The sequence below is a fragment of the Rhizobium sp. Root149 genome (assembly GCF_001427345.1).
Taxonomy (GTDB): domain Bacteria; phylum Pseudomonadota; class Alphaproteobacteria; order Rhizobiales; family Rhizobiaceae; genus Neorhizobium; species Neorhizobium rhizoryzae.
In genome coordinates this window covers 214,222-231,024 of record NZ_LMGD01000020.1, presented here as the reverse complement: position 1 = coordinate 231,024, position 16,803 = coordinate 214,222, and the positions used below count along the sequence as shown (strand labels likewise).

The window sequence follows — 16,803 nt, the reverse complement described above, 5'->3', positions numbered from 1 at the left end:
GGTTAACGAGGCCTTCCAACCGCCATGGTAAAACACCGATAAAGCGAATTGTTTCAATTTTATCTAGAGGCCTGTTTTGATGACCTCATCTGCGTAATCACTGGAGGCGCTGCTATTTTAGCTTTTATCGATTGACGCGCACGCCCCGAAACAAGACAACCTGCGCACGAATAAGCTGTCCCAAATCGGCATTTTGGCCTGAAATGCGCCATTAAGATTTCATTCACCAAATTGCTTCATGGTCTGAAACAGTACATCGATTTGAAGGCTGAAAGCCCATGCCGTCGAAATTGCTGGCCGCGCTTCTGGCCGCCATCTCTTTTGCTGTTCCTGCCACGGCCTTCTGCGAGGACGCTGGTGGACTCATGCGTGTCTATATGAATCAGGCACGCATTCTGAAGCTCGATCGGCCGGTCAGCAAGGTCATCGTCGGGAATGCTCAAGTTGCGGATGCGACGGTCGCCGACCCGCAGACAATCGTTCTGACGGGGCGCTCCTATGGCGCCACAAATCTTGTTCTCCTTGATGCGGAAGGCAACGCAATTGCCGATGAACGCGTCATTGTATCGATTGACGAAGGCAACACCGTGCGCGTGTTCCGCCAGACGGATCGAGCTGTTCTTTCCTGTACGCCGAACTGTGAGCAGCACTCCGCCAACAATGGTGCCAGCGGCGCGACGAATGGCACCGCTGGAAACTAAGCTGTTTCCTCGCATGTCGTTATCGCAAAACCGCTGCACACTTTTGCGCGACATGCTGCAAGCTGTTCCTTACTGGTGCAAATAGAACGACCGCGGCAACGGAATATCAATAAAGTCGGCATAGCGTCGGACCTTCCACGGAGACGTTACTGCCATGTGTGAGGATCACGGATCCCGGCCCCCCATTTCGGCCCAGGCACCGCGACAAAGCCCCCGACGGCGGTTCTGGCGATCGCAGGATGGCGCCGCGGCGATCGAATTCGCCATTCTGGCCATTCCTTACTTTATGATCATCTTTGCAATCATCGAGACCTTCGTTGCCTATACGGCAGAACAGGTCATCGGCAATGCGACCGACACGCTGGCGAGACAGTTGCGAACTGGTCAGATCACGGCGGGTCTGGGCCGAACGACAGACAAGAACCAGACGCAGTTCCGTCAATTGTTCTGCGACGAGATCTCCATCATGATCTCGTGCTCTGCGACCGAGATCGCGACGCCGACGCAACTTTATCTCGATGTCCGCAGCTTCGCGACCTTCGCTCTTGTCCCAACAGCAATTCCGCGAAAATCGACGGGCACCTATGCGGATCTGGACCCGACAAGCTTCGGCTATAGCCCAGGCGGACCGAAATCAATCAATATCGTGCGGGCTTACTACCGTTGGAAAATCATCACGGATCTTATCCGGCCTTATATCACAAACATCAGGCCCGCAGACGGATCGCTTCCAACCGATTTCCTGATCGTTGCCACCGCAGCTTTCCAGAACGAGGATTACCCATGAGGATCTTCGGAAGGAATGCCGTTGAAACCCAGACAGAAGTCAGGGCTAGCTTCGGAGGTGTCATCCTGCCGCTGCGACGTCTGCTGGCCGACCAGCGCGGCGTCGGGGCGGTGGAGTTTGCCATCATCGCGCCGATCCTGATTGCGATCTACATCACCTGTTTCGAGCTGACGATGGGTCTCAGCGTCTCCAAGCGTGTAACGAAGGCGACCGGCACGATCGCGGACCTTGTCACGCAGCAGACGAGCGTGACGAAGCTTTACCTCGCAAGCATGATCGACGTCAGCAAGGCGATCTTCGTTCCCTACAATACCAGTACGACCAACCTGAAGCTGAAGGTTACGGGTATCTCGGTCGATTCCACGGGAACGCCTAAGGTCGCCTGGTCCTGGGACCAGGGAGGCGGCAGGCCTTATGCTGTCGGCGCGACAGTGACGGACGTGCCCACCGAATTGAAGACGGCGAACTCGTTTCTTGTGCGGTCGGAACTTTCCGTACCTCATGAGCTGTTCATGCTGATGCCGGTTCTCTCGTCCGAAACAAGGTCCATCACAATCTCCCGCAGCTACTTCTACCGCCAGAGAATGGGCGATTCCATCACCTGCAGCGATTGCTGATCCGGGCGCTCCAGTCAGCGACGAGATAGCGGATTTGCCGCTTGAGACGGCTCGGTATAAGAAGGGAAGAATACGGATCAGTGTCCGTAAAAGCTTTCTCTCGCAGGTGAAATGATGGCGCGTGCTTTTCTTTTTGTTCTGGATTCCTTCGGCATAGGCGGTGCGCGCGACGCAGATCGCTATGGAGATCTTGGGGCAGACACCCTCGGCCACATTGCCGAATACTGCGCAGGCGGAGCCGCAGACCGAAAAGGCCTGCGCGAAGGGCCGCTGAAGCTTCCGAACATGTCGGCACTCGGGCTGCTCCATGCGGCCAAGCTGTCGACGGGCGCCTTTCCGGCAGGGATGCCGGTTCCGGAAAAGCTTTACGGGCTCTATGGCGCAGCAAGCGAAGTATCGCGCGGCAAGGACACACCGTCCGGCCATTGGGAAATTGCAGGCGTCCCTGTGACGTTCAACTGGGGTTATTTCCCGACGGAAGGCGACGCTTTCTCTCCCGAACTGGTGGAGGCTATCTGTCGAGAGGCAGAAGTTCCGGGCATTCTTGGCAATTGCCATGCCTCGGGAACGGAGATCATCGCGCAATGGGGCGAAGAGCACATCCGCACCGGCAAGCCGATCTGCTACACCTCCTCCGATTCGGTATTCCAGATCGCCGCGCATGAGACCCATTTTGGCCTCGAGCGACTGTTGAAACTGTGCGAAACCGTTCGAACCCTGCTGGATCCGCTTAATATCGGGCGCGTGATCGCAAGGCCCTTCATTGGCGAAAGTGCTTCAACTTTCGAGCGGACCGGGAACCGCCGGGATTTTTCCGTTCTTCCACCAGAACCCACCTTGCTGGACCGGCTTGTCGAAGCAGGGCGCAGCGTTCACGCCGTCGGCAAAATCGGAGACATTTTTGCTCATCAGGGTGTCTCCCGTATCATCAAGGCAAATGGCAACATGGCCCTGATGGATGCGACACTCAGCGTTATCGATGAGGCTCAGGACGGCGATCTCGTCTTCACCAATTTCGTCGATTTCGACATGCTCTATGGCCATCGACGCGATGTCCCCGGCTATGCCGCTGCACTGGAGGCTTTCGATGCACGACTTGGCGAAGTCAGCCGCAAGCTGGGTCCGGGCGATCTTCTGATCCTGACCGCGGACCATGGTTGTGACCCGACCTGGCGCGGAACCGATCATACGCGCGAAAGGGTTCCGGTTCTGGCCTTCGGGCAGGGGCTGGGCTCACGAACCATCGGCATTCGCGGCACCTATGCCGATATCGGCGAAACAATTGCTGCGCATCTCGGCATTCCGGCAGGCAAACACGGACGGAGCTTCCTGTGACACATCATCTCCTGAAGGCAGAGATCCACTGCCACATCGAGGGCGCTGCGCCGCCCACCCTCGCCATTGCACAGGCGCGGCGGTATGGCGTCGATCCCTTCAGTTTCATGGCGGGAGATACTTACGCGTGGAACGACTTCGCCGAGTTCATCAAGGCCTACGATCGGGTTGCCGCCCTGTTTCGCACCGAGGCCGATTATGCCCTGCTGACCGAGACTTATCTGACCGAGCTGGCAGCCATCAACACAATCTATAGCGAAATCATCGTTTCGCCGGACCATGGAGACCGCATCGGCCTTGGGGCGGACGCCTATCTGGCAGGCATCTGCCAGGGCATTCATTCGGCACGGGAAAAGACGGGCATCGAAACACGTATTATTGTCACGGGCGAGCGTCACTTTGGTCCCGAGAGCGTCGTCAAGGCCGCCCGCTATGCGGCAGCAAGCCGCAACCCGCTTATCACTGGCTTCAATCTGGCCGGTGAAGAGCGGATGAACCGCGTGGCAGATTATGCGCCAGCCTTCGATATCGCGCGGGAGGCCGGGCTCGGTCTCACCATTCACGCAGGCGAGGTCTGCGGTGCCTTCAGCGTGAGCGATGCTCTGGATCTCATTCATCCGGCCCGCATCGGTCACGGCGTTCGCTCGATCGAGGATCCCTCTCTCATCGAACGGCTGGTCCATGAACAGGTGGTCCTGGAAGTCTGCCCCGGCTCCAACGTAGCGTTGAATGTGTTTCCGAGCTTTGACAGCCATCCCTTGCCGCGACTGATTGAGGCGGGCGTGCGAGTCTGCATCAACTCTGACGATCCGCCGTTTTTCCGCACATCGCTGGCACAGGAATATGAGATCGCATCCACCATCATGAAACTGACCGATCACCAGATCAACGTGATGACGCGCACGGCGCTGGAATCGGCATTCGTGGACGCGTCCACCAGGACAGCTCTTCTCGCACGGTTTGATCAATCCGTGGAAGACACGGCTGGGGATGGCGGCTCAAACAGCGGTTGATGTCTTGCGAAGCCGCGCATTTGCGTAGATGAAGAAACGAGAAGAGAAATAAGAAGAGCGAAGGCAGGTTCTCATGGACGGCGTGACAGTCATCAATCATCCTCTGGTGCAGCACAAGCTGACCATCATGCGGCGCAAGGAAACCTCGACTTCGAGTTTTCGCCGGTTGCTTCGCGAGATCTCGACTCTCCTCTGCTATGAGGTGACGCGCGATCTCGAGCTGACGATGGAAACAATCGAAACGCCGCTTACAGAGATGCAGTCGCCGATCCTGGAAGGCAAGAAGCTTGTCTTCGCCTCCATTCTGCGGGCTGGCAATGGTCTTCTGGAAGGCATGCTGGAACTCGTGCCGGCTGCCCGCGTCTCCCATGTTGGCGTCTATCGCGACCACGAAACGCTTGAAGCCGTCGAATATTATTTCAAGGCTCCGGAGAATCTTGCAGAGCGCCTGGTCATCGTCGTCGACCCGATGCTGGCTACCGGCAATTCCTCCATTGCAGCTATCGAGAAGCTCAAGGAACGCGGCGCGAAGAACCTTCGCTTCCTGTGCCTGCTCGCAGCGCCGGAAGGCATCAAGAACTTCCAGGAAGCACATCCTGATGTGCCGATCTTCACCGCCTCCATCGACAGCCATCTGAACGAGAAGGGCTATATCATGCCAGGTCTCGGCGATGCCGGCGACCGCATGTACGGCACCAAGTAAGCTGCCGTTAACCACGACTGAAATGACGCCCGCCGTTCATCACTGCGGGCGTTTTTCGTTCAATCTTGTGGTGTAGGGTCGATCGACTATCATCATCGTCAAGGTTCCCATGCTGCGCTTCGTCCTCCTGTTAAGCTTTGTCGCCGCAGCCGCATCGCAGATCCCTTATGTGATGGGCCTTACGCACTCCAAGCCTGCATCGCAGGAAGGCACCGCTGCTGCTGTACGCTCCGCTTCCGGGCAAGGCGCAGCCACAGGCAGTGGTTTGGGCATCACACTCAGCGCCGATGCTCGCGGTCATTTTCAGGCAACCTTCCGCTTGAATGGCAAGCCTGTGGAGGGGATGATCGACACCGGTGCATCCTCCATCGCCATCAACGAAACGACGGCAAAACGGCTCGGCTTCTCCAGCAATTCTCTTGACTACCGGTATACCATCAGTACGGCCAATGGCTCGACCAAGGGGGCTCTGGTGCGCCTCGACCGGGTGGAGATCGGCAGCATCCGGGTCACTGGCGTCGATGCAATGGTTCTCAAGGATGATGCCCTCAGCGGCACGCTGATCGGCATGAGTTTTCTGAAACGACTTTCGTCGTTCCAGGTCGCCGATGGCTCGCTGAAGCTCGTTCCGTAAAGCGAAAGACCGAACTCAGCTCTTTTTCAGATTGAGCTGAGTGGTAACGATGCTCCTGCCCGACTTCGGATCCTTGTCGATGGTCCTGATCTGGAGACCGTTGGCCCCAACCTTTCGAACCTCCATCCTCGCCTTCCGATCGCCATAGACCACGTTGGCCCAGGTCACATCGAAGCTGATGGTATTGCCAGAGCGCGACCCGACAAGTGTGGACGGCTTTCCAGACACGCCAACATAGGTTCCGGAGTAGCGGGCGCCGGATGCCGTGACATTGGCATTGAAGCCACGCGATATCACCACCAGTGCGCGACAGGATCCGTCCATCTGGAAGCGTGAAGCATTCGCCTTCGACTGCATGTTGCAGGTCACATTGACCTTCTGTCCGCCCAGTTCGCGAAGAACAAGTCCGCCACCGGTCCACCGCCCCTCGATGGATTTCAGAAATTGCTCTTCGGATGCGAATGCAGTTTCAATGGAAAGACAGGAAAATGCGAGCACTGTGGTGATCAGCAACTTCATGAGGGTGTCTCCGGCTTTGGATGACACAGAACATCATGACCTCGCAATTCGTTCCTCTTGGCGGATAGGGCCACCAAGGGCTGAGCTCAGGTTTGTTGGGAGATCAAGCAGATGGCGGACAAAAGGGAAATCCGCCCCATTCAAAAAAATTCAATACTTCAAAATTCCCAAGGGCCATCCGAAATGAAATGGTGAAGGCCGGTTACTGGCCTGGCGCAAATCGCTCGGCCATCGGCTCAATGCCCTTGCCTCAATGAACGGGAGGCAGATCTGCCTTGCCCAGATTTGCCAAAGGAGTGCTAGACATACCAGAGCCCGTCGGCCATCGCACCCACCTGAGCGGTCTTGTTCTCGGCGCTTTCTGCAAACATCAACAGAACCTTCTCCTGACTGAAGGTCCCATTGTTCAGTGCATCGATCCAGAATGCGGCTCCAGCCTTGTCCCCGCTGCGCCCCAGAACATTGGTATAAAGTGCATCCACGTAGCTGCCGCTATCACGCTTTGTACCGAACCGTGCGGCAAATTCCGGTGAGTGGAAAAACTGGGATATGAGTTGTGGCAGATCAGCCGTGCCACCATCCAGCTTGTTGATCCAGAAGCCAGCGCCACCCGGTTCCGGCAATCGACCGAAGGCGGCTTTGTAGAGCCGCATCAGCATGCCGGCATTGCCGTCCGAGTCCAGCGCCAACGTTCCATCGCTGAATTTGATACGTTCGAAATTCGATAGCTGGATCTCATAGGGTCCACTGAGTGTTACCACGCCGTCCTTCAGCTCGATGGTGAAGTCGTTGCGGGATTGGGCGATGACGCCGATATCAAACCCACCGCCAGCATCCATCTTGGAATTACCGGGCTTGATTTCGATCGTATCATTGGCAAGCGTGCCGCCGCTTCCGGGTGTGGGGTTGACCGGCGGCGTCACAACTGGCGGCGTTACGGTCGTATCGGTCGAAGGCGGTACAACGACGGGCGGCTTCGCAACATCAACCACGATCGTACTGGCAGCAGTGAGTGCACCTCCAGCGCCGGTATTTCCGCCATCATCCACGCTGATCTTGATATTTGCCTTTCCCGCAAATCCGCTTGTGGGCGTAAAGCTCAATGTCTCAAGCGCGGCATTGAGATCTGTCAGGCTGCCTGAAAGAATGAGTGCCTTATCGCCAGCCACAGCGCCTTGCACTTGAACGCCGGAAAGCTTGTCAGCCAGCTTGAGGTTGCCATCTTCGGTTTCAACCTTGATGGTGAGGGTGGCACTGCCGGCATCAGGATCTGCAACGGCAATCGCGGACTTCGCCTTGAACGCGAGACTCTCACCAGCGCCGAGGGATTGCGCGGAAGGAAGCGCCAGGCTGGGCGTGGTATTGACGGGTGCGACTGCAAGCTGGAACGTCGAGGCTATCGGCACGGAATTATCCCCGTTCAGGTCCTCGACGGAAACAGAAAAGGACGCCTTGGTCGTTTCAGATCCATCATGCCGGAAGGAAACGTCACCGGCCTTTAAATCAGCAGGCGTGAAGCTCGTCGCGGCCTTGTTCTTCACCAGCAGAATACCATTGGCAAGGCTCGATACGGTGTAGGTAATATCGGCGGCGCCATCTTCCGGATCGCTGAAGCCAAGCTGGTTTTCAGTCAGGATAACCGTCTTGCCCTCATCGACGTTAGCAGAAAGCGTTCCTACAAGGATTGGCGGACGGTTGACACCGACCAGAATCGAGGTGTTCGCCGCAATTGAGGGGATTGAGACCTGAACATCATTACCCGCAGCATCCCGGATATTGGTATCCACCACACTGAGGTTTTTATCGAGAGCAAGGCCCGAACGTGCGTTGAACCCCGCGGGCAGCACCGCCTCGAATGTCAGCGTAGTGGGGCCACTGCCAGACACGTATTCGGCGGTAATCTTTGCGTCATTTTCACCAATGAGCAGCAGCTTTGGTTTGCCGCTGTCTATGGATACATTGACGACCTCGCTGGCGGTGAGAGAAAATGTCAGCTTGTCACCCGCATGATAGCTGCCGTTTGCTGGCTGCTTCAGCGCGACGAAGGTAGGCCGCGTGTTATCAAGCACATAGCTCTGGTTGTTACCCGACACCTGGCCAGTGGCAGAATTCCCGGCGATATCACGAACGTTCGAGATCTTGAGGCTGACCTCTCCGTTGAGACCGGCCAGATCGCCACCCGCCACGATGACAACGGCACTGTTGCCATCCTTCACTACGCTTTGCACCGTTGCTGTGGAGCCTATAACCGCCACATTGCCCTTGGTCAGATCGACACTTTCAGAGAAGGAAACACGGAAAGACAGTTGATCGGCATTGGTTATAGACGTCGCAGGAGTGACCCGCGCAATTTCCACGATGCTGGGGGCAACCGTATCGACAATCAACTGCTTGGTATAGCTGGCTGCTTGACTGGGAATGCCATCGACAGAGATCTGACGCACGACAATCATATTTGGCTGATAGTTGCCATCTGCCACGACGAAGCCGGTTCCGCTTCCGGTCTGCCAGTCTTTGCCGCCATTGGTGCTGAACTCGAAGCGGGCATTCTCCCTAAGCTCACCAACATTGACGACACCGTCATTGCTGATGCCTTGAGCATCGCCAAGATCCGTCTTGAGCGTCAGCGTCGGCTCCGGCGGCTGTATGCCTTGCAAATTGTTCAGAACCAAAGTGCCCGGCGCAACGCCCGTAAGTATGATCCGCGTATTGTTGGCAAATTCCAGGACTGTGTCCGGGCCATTCGTCGACACCTCCAGCGCGCGAAGTTTGGCCAAACTGTCTATGGAAGCGAAATTCTGGCTGTATAGCTTATCAACAAGCGGATTGAAGTCGGTGATCGTGACAACTCCCTGGTCGACGACAAAGACATCTGCCCCATCGCCGCCTGTCAGCCTGTCCTTGCCACCGCCGCCATTCAGACGATCATTCCCCTTCCCGCCATTGATCTCGTTGTCGCCGCTGTCCCCGGTCAGGACATCATCGAAGTCCGAACCTTTCAGGTTCTCGATACTGAAATAAGTATCCCCCGCAGCATCGCCCGTATTGTCAGAACTCTTCGCCAGATTTGCAGTAACGCCAGCCTCAGCATCCTCGTAGGAGGCAGTATCGGTGCCAGCACTTCCGTCCAGCACGTCAGCCCCTTTGCCACCGATCAGCAGATCGTTACCTCGATCGCCAAAGAGGTTGTCGTCGCCTCCCTTGCCGCGCATTACATCGTCAAACTGGCTGCCCAATGCACGCGCGCCGGCATCGGAACCCGTGAAGTTGACCGCCGGAACATCTTGGCGCGGAACATGCATTTGATTAGCGCCAAATCTATCCCCAACGTCCTGCCACATCGTGTTTGATGTCGGCTGGTTATCGACCAGCACCTTGCCAGTAAAGTCCGGAAGGGTAAGGCCACGTGGATAGTTCATAGTGCCGCCGTACAACTCGGCTAGCAGCGGAGCAGTATCTTCATCAAGAATGCCAGCATTCGCAATCATCCAGCCTGCGGGTATTTTTGATTGCGGTCCGGCGAAGATCATCACCTCGCCAAGAGGAGAGGATTGAAGGGCTGGGAAATTTCCTTGGGGATAGTTGCCGCTGACGTTAATGAGGTAGTAAAGCGCGATAGATTCCTGATTATTATCAATAGATTGTGTAATCATTCTCGGGTTGAGGGGATTCGCGTCCTCGGTGAGGATTGATGCGGAGGCGCCGGAGACCCTGCCCAGCGCGAAATCTACATCATCATCCTCGTACCATCTGCCAGCACCGATGACGGTTTTGCCAATCAGATTGGGTAGCGCAAACTTGTCGCCGGCTCCTCCATAGCGATATCCGATAAGATCGAAGAGCTCTCGGTATTCAAACTTGGAAACAGTCCTGCCGTCTGCAACGAGGTAATTTATCGGGCTGGTGTTTGTGGCACTGAAGGTAATAGCGCCAACAAAATCACCGTTTGCATCGTCGCCGCCGGATGTACGAATGAGCGGAAGCAGCCCCATGGAAGGCTGCTTGTTATCAATGGGAACAGATGAACCGCCCCAGGCAGCTGGCAGGTTCTTCTGTTCGAGTGTCAGGTTCCCGACACCGCTGGTAGCCCCCAGATCCGTCGGCTTGGCACCAATGATAACCCGGCCACCCAAATCGGGCGCCTTGAAAACGGTCGCTCCATTGCCGCCATAGGTGGTTCCCAACACACGAAACAGGTCTTGATTATCTGCTATTTTCAGGGTGCGGCCATCCGCGTCCATTGGCGTCCAGATTCCGCTCTCTCCAACGAGGAAGGTTCGCACCTGACCTGTGAAACCGTGGGCGCTGGCACTGCTTGCGCTTGGAATACTGGAATTATTCACGACGGTCTGGCGAACAACAAAACTATCTTGATAGTTGGAAATCGTCATGGTCGCGCATCCCCTTGGCTGAACCCGGCCGCATGAAACAGCCACCCTCGGGCGCGGACATTACGAGTACGCAACAAGTTCGCAAGGAATGCACCGGAATGTTATAGCTCTCTAATACGCATGCGCCGCGCAATTTGCACGGCGGTCGCGCTTGTGAAAGCTTCAAAGAAATTCAACTGAAACAATAGTTTGCAATTTCGGTGAGACACCTCGCGAGAAGACATGGCGCTTCGCGAGGCTCGGACTTCATCAACCGCGGGTGATATGAGGCAATCACAGGATTGCAGGAAAATCAACCAAAGAGGGTTCTTTGCGTCAAAACACACCTTATCAGCACATCATTTAAAACCGAAACTGAATCCAGACTGTTCCAAGGCTGCACCACTGGAGTATTCGGCTTGCCGCTTTGCATCCGGCATCGTTACCCACCGTTGTTTGGTAAGGAACCCAAGAGAGATCGCCAGCAGATCGCCACCCACCAAGCCAGCGAAAAGCAGATGCTACCATTGCAACTGCGCCCAACAGTTCCGAGAAATCGAGATTGTCCAACTCGACAAGCGTATTGGACAAAACCAAATGCAGGATATCGGAACGATCTGAAAATTGAAGGAAGATGGCGGACAGAGAGGGACCGCCTCCCAAAATGTCCGTAACCCATTGATACTCGCTGTCCAAATTAGTCGTCCGGGTAGGAGGATGGGTATCTATAGCTCAGACGGATGTCAACAATTCCCGCGGTTGCAGTCAATTGTTGCGGTAGTATCGTCCATAACTTGCTTCATCAAGCACCTGGGCCGAGCGATGCCGGCTTCAGTTCGGTCCGCGAGAAAATGTCTTCGATAACCGCTTTCGCAGACTATGATGCAGGTGCGGTATCGCTTGTTTCCTCTACAGGCTGCGCAAGAATGGCATCAACTAGGGCGAACACTTGTTCAAATGCTTCGAAGTCTTCTACAGGAAGAGTGGGCACGATTCTCTCGGCAAACCATTTCTTGCCGTCATCTACGATCATTTGCCAAATCTCGGTGCCTTGGATGCTTGTGATCACAGTGTTGCCACACCGGGTTTCGACCGGGAGCCCCCTGAGTCGTAGCCCCTTCGCTTCGAGAGTCTTTTTGAGAGCATCGACCGGGAACATGAACTCGACGCAATGGTGACTGCTTTTCGCTAAATCTGGAACTTTTGCAGGAACAGGTAGCCTAATTGCATAAGCCTTCTTGTTCCGGGAGACTTTGACGTCATCGTATGATCCGAACTTGGTAAAGTTGGCATCAAGGTTCCACCCCTTTAGGCCATCGATGTCTCGGTCGAACAACCCAATGACAGAGTGATGGTGATCCGCCATTATCGATCGCAGACACATTGCCAACTGAGCAGCGCCGGCTGCGTCTGTTTTCTCATCATCACCAAATACATTGCAAGATTTGATTTCGAAAGGCGGCGCGCCGCCCCTGAGCTTCTTCCACGCCTCTGTCAGGATCAAGACATCCGTCTTCCCTTCAGTTAGTAGAACGGGCTTGTTCAACTTGGTCACTTCGTCCAGTGCCGCGGCCAGATTTTTCTCGGCTTCTTCTGCTGCCAGCAACCGCGCCTGCAGCTTTTCGTGGAGGTCGTTCATCAACTTGATATGACCGAGCTCGTCGGCAATAAGCATCGCTGGGTCTTCTTCAGATACCGTTTTCTTTTTGGCACTGTTCAGGTGGGTAAATACTGTGTCCGCACCCTGCCGCTTCGCCATATATATCGACTGACCTTCCCTCGTGACATCAATGAACGCGGGTGAGTGCGTGGTCAGGAATATCTGAGCGTTCTGGCAGTAAGTCGACGTCATAGCGCTCGCTAGCTCGAAGGCCCTCTTGTACTCCATCGAGTTTTCCGGTTCCTCAATTCCCCACACGTGAAGCTTTGGAGAACGCTCGGCGATGTAATTTAGAATGGCTGGTAGGAAGCGCACCCGAACTCCATCGCCTCGGTTGTCCAGGGCTACTGACTCTTCAAAGGATCCAGACGTCTTGATGTTGAATGCCCTGAAAAGCTCGGCATAGGTTGAAGGAAGCGATATTCGAGCATCGACTCCGGTGATGTCGAAGAACGCTTGGCGAAGTTCCTGTGCTTGGTTTTCTAGCTCGCTGCTGAAACGATCAATGTCATCGGCAAATCCTCCGCTGCTGCTTTCGAAGAGGACTGCCTGCAGTTCGGATAAAACAGCTTGGAAGATGTTTTTGTCTTTAATTGCAGGGAGATAGGTGAATACAATAGAATTCAGAAAGCGCTGGAGGCTTCCCTCTGCCTTATTCTTCGTCGTTTGAAGAGAGCCAAGAGCTATGTGCCTCTCTAGGTCATGAGTGAGGTTTGGCGTCTTGCTATCTCGGAACCATGTTTTCCGCACCTTGAAACGTGGTGGCAGGGTCTTCTGGAACGAGTCTTGGCAGTTAAACTCAATTTCTATCTGAATAAACTGGCGACCCTTTACTGATTCTCGTCGGACAGCATCCAGACGAGAATGGGAAAATTCATCTCTAAAGACAATATCTTTCCCGTGCTCATCCTTTTCATTGAAAAATAGATTCAGAGCTCTCAGCAGGTTAGACTTCCCAATATCGTTGCTTCCCGTGATTATATTCACAGGCTTGCACTCGCGGATCCTCTGAGAACTTATCGATCGGAAGTATTTTACCTCCACACTATTTATTAGGTTTGGATTTTTCCGCATTCAACACCCACGGCCCCGAATCATGCATCTATCTTAACGTGTATAGTTCGGAGGACCAGCCTCTGCAGGACTTGTTGGCATCCAATATAAGCACTTGATCCATGCGCGCCGACAACTGACCATGAAAAAGACCGCCATCATTGGGCTGGAACCCTCCGGCGGTCTTTTCAAGGTGTGTTCGAAAATGTTGAACGTCGGCGCTGAAATTGTAAAGACCCACAGTATGGGTCGGTGAGCCGGGGGCTGGTAGATAAGCCAGCCCGGACATCAGAACTTCACACCCTACAGCGTCAACTAATTTGGCCGGGAGATCGGGACAGGTTGCTCTGCCTCGATTGGTCGGTCGATGTCGATGAAATCGGCAAGCACGTTTCCATGCCAACCGCACGGTCGGCGAAGGCCGCACACGTGCAGGCCGTCATTGTCGCCGATGCCATCATGTCGGCACGCCGCGAACCGCTACGCCGCATCTCCTACTCACGCCGCAAAGGGTGGTGGACGGAGAGCAGCCGATACCGGAGCCGTGAGTTCACCTATGACACCGTCGTGCCTGCCGTGGATGCCCTCATCGCCGCTGGAATCCTTGTCGACCATGATCTTCAGCCCGGAGGACGGGCGACCGGGATTCAGTCGAGCTATCGGCCCGCAGCCTGGCTTGCGGGTACCAGCACGCCGAGGCTTCGGCGGAAGCCGGGCGAGCTGATCCGGCTGAAGGATTCGGCTGGTTCCCTCGTCTCCTACCGCGACACTGAGCGGACGCACCGGGAGCGGAAGCTGGTGGAGAAGGTCAACCGTCTGATCGCAGATACGGAGATCTCGCTGAACGCACCTGACGCCCATTTCGATGGCGAGCTGATCCGATTCGGGGAGCATTCGGTGTATCCGGACATGCTGTCCCTGTATCGGGTGTTCAATGGTAGCTGGACCAAGGGAGGGCGCTTCTATGGCGGCTGGTGGCAGTCGGTGAAGTCGAAGGATCGGCAGCACTTCATTCTCGACGGCAAGCGCACGACGGAAGTCGATTACGAGCAACTGCATCCGAGGCTACTGTACGCGCTTGCCGGAGAGCATCTGGATGGCGATGCCTATACGCTTCTTGGTTGGGACAGGAAGTTGTGCAAGATCGCCTTTAATGTGCTCCTGAATGCTTCTGGCTACCATGAGGCACATGGCGCGCTGCTCCCGTATCTCGATGGCTGCGAAGTGTCCGCCCGCGATCTGATCCACGACATAAAGGGCCGGCATCCGAAGGTCGCGCGCTATTTCCATAGCGGCATAGGGTTGCGGTTGCAGAACGTAGATTCGGAGATGTGCCGCTTTGTGCTCGCGGAAATGTCGGTGAAGAAGCGGATCACCGTCCTGCCAGTGCATGACAGCTTCATCGTCCCAGAAACGGCAAAGGATGAACTGGTCGTGACAATGAAGACTGCCTTTGCGCGGGCAACAGCGAGCATCGGAGATAAGTGAAAGAAAACATGTAGATGACGCGGAAGTGGACTACAAATGCAAGCTCCGCTCCGTGCGAGCCTCGGCCTGCGGTGCGGGTCGCTCCCGGTACTGATGTACCCGTAGCCTTGGACGTGCTGCTCCGCCGTCCACTTGCTGATCCGGCTGAAGGCCTCCTCGAAGAGCCGATGCTTTGACTGGAAACCCTCAAGGGGTTGGGAGGGAAAAGCTTTAGTCGGTCACTAAATCTTCTTGTTCCTTGCTCCGCCGGCAGACACGATTCTTCCATGAACATCATTCGGGAGGATCGTGATGCAGAAATATGAGCGGCCGATGGTTCGGATGGAATGCGAAGGGCAAGCCGTCATCAGGTTCGGCGATGGGACAGTCATGAACATTCTCCCTCATTGCGAGGCCGTGCCGGACGTTCAAACCTCTGATAGCCGCTGGCTTTGTCTTGACTGCGCCGCATGTCATCTAGGCGGCTGGGCCGATCCGGATGTAGAGCAGTGGGTTGTTCGACATCGCCGGGACATCGGCTTCGATCGTGATGAGGAAAGCAATGCTCAGGCCATCGCCTATCCGAACAGGTGACGGCGCATGGCCTTTCAATTCGTCCATCTCGAATCCTACGCAAGGAGGCCGGACACCAAGGGGCGTTCGACAGGATTCGTTCTGGCCGAAGCGCGCCGTGATCCTGCCGCATCCGTCCACGTCCCGTCTCCAGGAACCCCGATCGTCATCTATGGCGTGAGCCCGGAACAGGTTGAATCCTTGCATGATGCGGCTGCCGCCGCAGCGCGCACAACACCGAAGGGCGGAAAGCCGCGTAAGATTCGCGTTGATCAGCACACCCTGCTGACGGTCGTCGCCAGCCATCCCCACACCGTCGATGAAGTCCATGCCGATCCTCGGAAGCGGGCCGAAGTTGATCGTTGGGAGGAACTGACGGTGGACTGGCTTAGGGAGCTGTATGGCGATGCTCTCGTCTCCGTTGTCCGGCATGAGGATGAAGCCTACTGGCACCTTCACGCCTACATCCTACCGCCATCGCAGGACCTGAAGGCAGCGGCGCTTCATCCGGGGCAAGCTGCCAAGACTGCGGTCATGCAAGCCGGTCCCGGCGCAGATGAGGATTCAAAGACGCTGAACCGCCGTGGTGACGCTGCCTACCGTGCCGCCATGCGCGCCTGGCAGGATTCATATTTCGAGACCGTGGCGTTGCAGTGCGGCCTGACCCGCCTTGGCCCCGCGCGACGTCGCCTGACGCGTGCCGAGTGGCAGGCCGAGAGGACGCAGGCGAACGCGCTGCGCGCCTCTCTCGATCGTGCCGACGCTATCCAAAGGAAGGTCGAATCCTTCGTCGCCCGCACGAAGACTGAAACTGAGACCCTGACGGCAACCGCCGTAGCAGATGCCGGAAAACTCCGAGCCGAAGCGGACGCCGCAAGGGCCGAATCCATGCGCCAGATGGAAGCCGCGAAGGAGGCGACCGCCGCCGCGCTGGTTGCGCAGGACCGTGCGGTTGCCGAACAGCGGCGCGCAAGGAGCATGATGGCGCGTGTCCGGGCAGAGGCCGAACGGGTCCAGAAGGCAGCGGCAAGGATTCAACGGCTACCCGGCCTGCTGCGCTCGCTTTGGGACGGATTCCGGCGATCGAAGGTTGAGGATCGAATCCGGCAGTCGGTGGATTCGGAGATGTCCCTGCTCCGGGATCAGGCAGCGGCGGCAGCCGAACGTGCCAGTGCCGCCGACGCTGCGCGAAGAGCAGCGGAAGAGAGGCGCTGCAACATGGAGCATAGCCTTGCCGAAATCGGCATCCAGCGCGACGCCGCCTGGCGGGAACTGGCGAAGCTAAGGCCCCCCGGAGACGCAGCCGTCTCTTTCCGGCCGACCTAGCCCAAGACCGTGATTTTGGCCGGAAACGGCCTGTGTCCACAAATT

General features: G+C 56.3%; 13 protein-coding genes. 10 read left to right on the top strand and 3 right to left on the bottom strand.

Features of this window, described 5'->3' with window-relative positions; all coding sequences use genetic code 11:
* The first annotated feature begins 278 nt into the window (after positions 1 to 278).
* The 7 genes from ASD54_RS13215 (at position 279) to ASD54_RS13185 (ending at position 5,790) form a co-directional block, all read left to right on the top strand.
* Complete coding sequence (locus tag ASD54_RS13215) at positions 279 to 701, top strand: pilus assembly protein N-terminal domain-containing protein (RefSeq protein ID WP_062555066.1); 423 nt, start codon at positions 279 to 281, stop codon at positions 699 to 701.
* 154 nt (positions 702 to 855) lie between these two features.
* On the top strand, positions 856 to 1,488 hold the full coding sequence (locus ASD54_RS13210; RefSeq protein WP_062555065.1) for a TadE/TadG family type IV pilus assembly protein: 633 nt from the start codon (positions 856 to 858) through the stop codon (positions 1,486 to 1,488).
* Positions 1,485 to 2,105 carry a TadE/TadG family type IV pilus assembly protein gene (locus tag ASD54_RS13205; RefSeq protein WP_062555064.1) on the top strand — a complete coding sequence of 207 codons (621 nt, stop codon included), beginning with the start codon at positions 1,485 to 1,487 and terminating at the stop codon, positions 2,103 to 2,105. Before ASD54_RS13210 ends, ASD54_RS13205 begins: the two co-directional genes overlap by 4 nt.
* 114 nt (positions 2,106 to 2,219) lie before the next feature.
* Complete coding sequence (locus ASD54_RS13200; RefSeq protein ID WP_062555464.1) at positions 2,220 to 3,440, top strand: phosphopentomutase; 1,221 nt, start codon at positions 2,220 to 2,222, stop codon at positions 3,438 to 3,440.
* Complete coding sequence (locus tag ASD54_RS13195; protein WP_062555063.1) at positions 3,437 to 4,453, top strand: adenosine deaminase; 1,017 nt, start codon at positions 3,437 to 3,439, stop codon at positions 4,451 to 4,453. The genes ASD54_RS13200 and ASD54_RS13195 overlap by 4 nt, the downstream gene beginning before the upstream one ends.
* A gap of 73 nt (positions 4,454 to 4,526) precedes the next feature.
* Positions 4,527 to 5,156, top strand: a complete 630-nt coding sequence (upp, locus tag ASD54_RS13190) for a uracil phosphoribosyltransferase (RefSeq protein WP_062555062.1) — start codon at positions 4,527 to 4,529, stop codon at positions 5,154 to 5,156.
* Positions 5,157 to 5,265: 109 nt separating this feature from the next.
* Positions 5,266 to 5,790, top strand: a complete 525-nt coding sequence (locus ASD54_RS13185; RefSeq protein WP_062555061.1) for a TIGR02281 family clan AA aspartic protease — start codon at positions 5,266 to 5,268, stop codon at positions 5,788 to 5,790.
* Between the two features lie 15 nt (positions 5,791 to 5,805).
* On the opposite strand, the gene ASD54_RS13180 is transcribed toward ASD54_RS13185, so the two are convergent.
* The 3 genes from ASD54_RS13180 to ASD54_RS13170 all read right to left on the bottom strand — a co-directional run bounded on the left by ASD54_RS13180 (position 5,806) and on the right by ASD54_RS13170 (position 13,413).
* Positions 5,806 to 6,309, bottom strand: a complete 504-nt coding sequence (locus ASD54_RS13180; RefSeq protein WP_062555060.1) for a hypothetical protein — start codon at positions 6,307 to 6,309, stop codon at positions 5,806 to 5,808.
* Positions 6,310 to 6,608: 299 nt separating this feature from the next.
* On the bottom strand, positions 6,609 to 10,700 hold the full coding sequence (locus ASD54_RS13175; RefSeq protein WP_062555059.1) for a tail fiber protein: 4,092 nt from the start codon (positions 10,698 to 10,700) through the stop codon (positions 6,609 to 6,611).
* Between the two features lie 856 nt (positions 10,701 to 11,556).
* Positions 11,557 to 13,413, bottom strand: coding sequence for an AAA family ATPase (locus ASD54_RS13170; protein ID WP_082547204.1), 1,857 nt, complete (start codon positions 13,411 to 13,413; stop codon positions 11,557 to 11,559).
* A 321-nt stretch (positions 13,414 to 13,734) separates the two neighbouring features.
* Between ASD54_RS13170 and ASD54_RS13165 the strand changes: the two genes are divergently transcribed.
* The 3 genes from ASD54_RS13165 (at position 13,735) to ASD54_RS13155 (ending at position 16,758) form a co-directional block, all read left to right on the top strand.
* Positions 13,735 to 14,880 (top strand): hypothetical protein, encoded by a 1,146-nt coding sequence (locus tag ASD54_RS13165; RefSeq protein ID WP_062555057.1) that lies wholly within the window; start codon positions 13,735 to 13,737, stop codon positions 14,878 to 14,880.
* 291 nt (positions 14,881 to 15,171) lie between these two features.
* Positions 15,172 to 15,453: a hypothetical protein gene (locus tag ASD54_RS13160; protein ID WP_062555056.1), complete on the top strand. Its 282-nt coding sequence runs from the start codon at positions 15,172 to 15,174 to the stop codon at positions 15,451 to 15,453.
* A gap of 6 nt (positions 15,454 to 15,459) precedes the next feature.
* Entirely contained in the window at positions 15,460 to 16,758 is a 1,299-nt protein-coding gene (locus ASD54_RS13155; protein WP_062555055.1) for a hypothetical protein, read from the top strand.
* Positions 16,759 to 16,803: the final 45 nt, after the last annotated feature.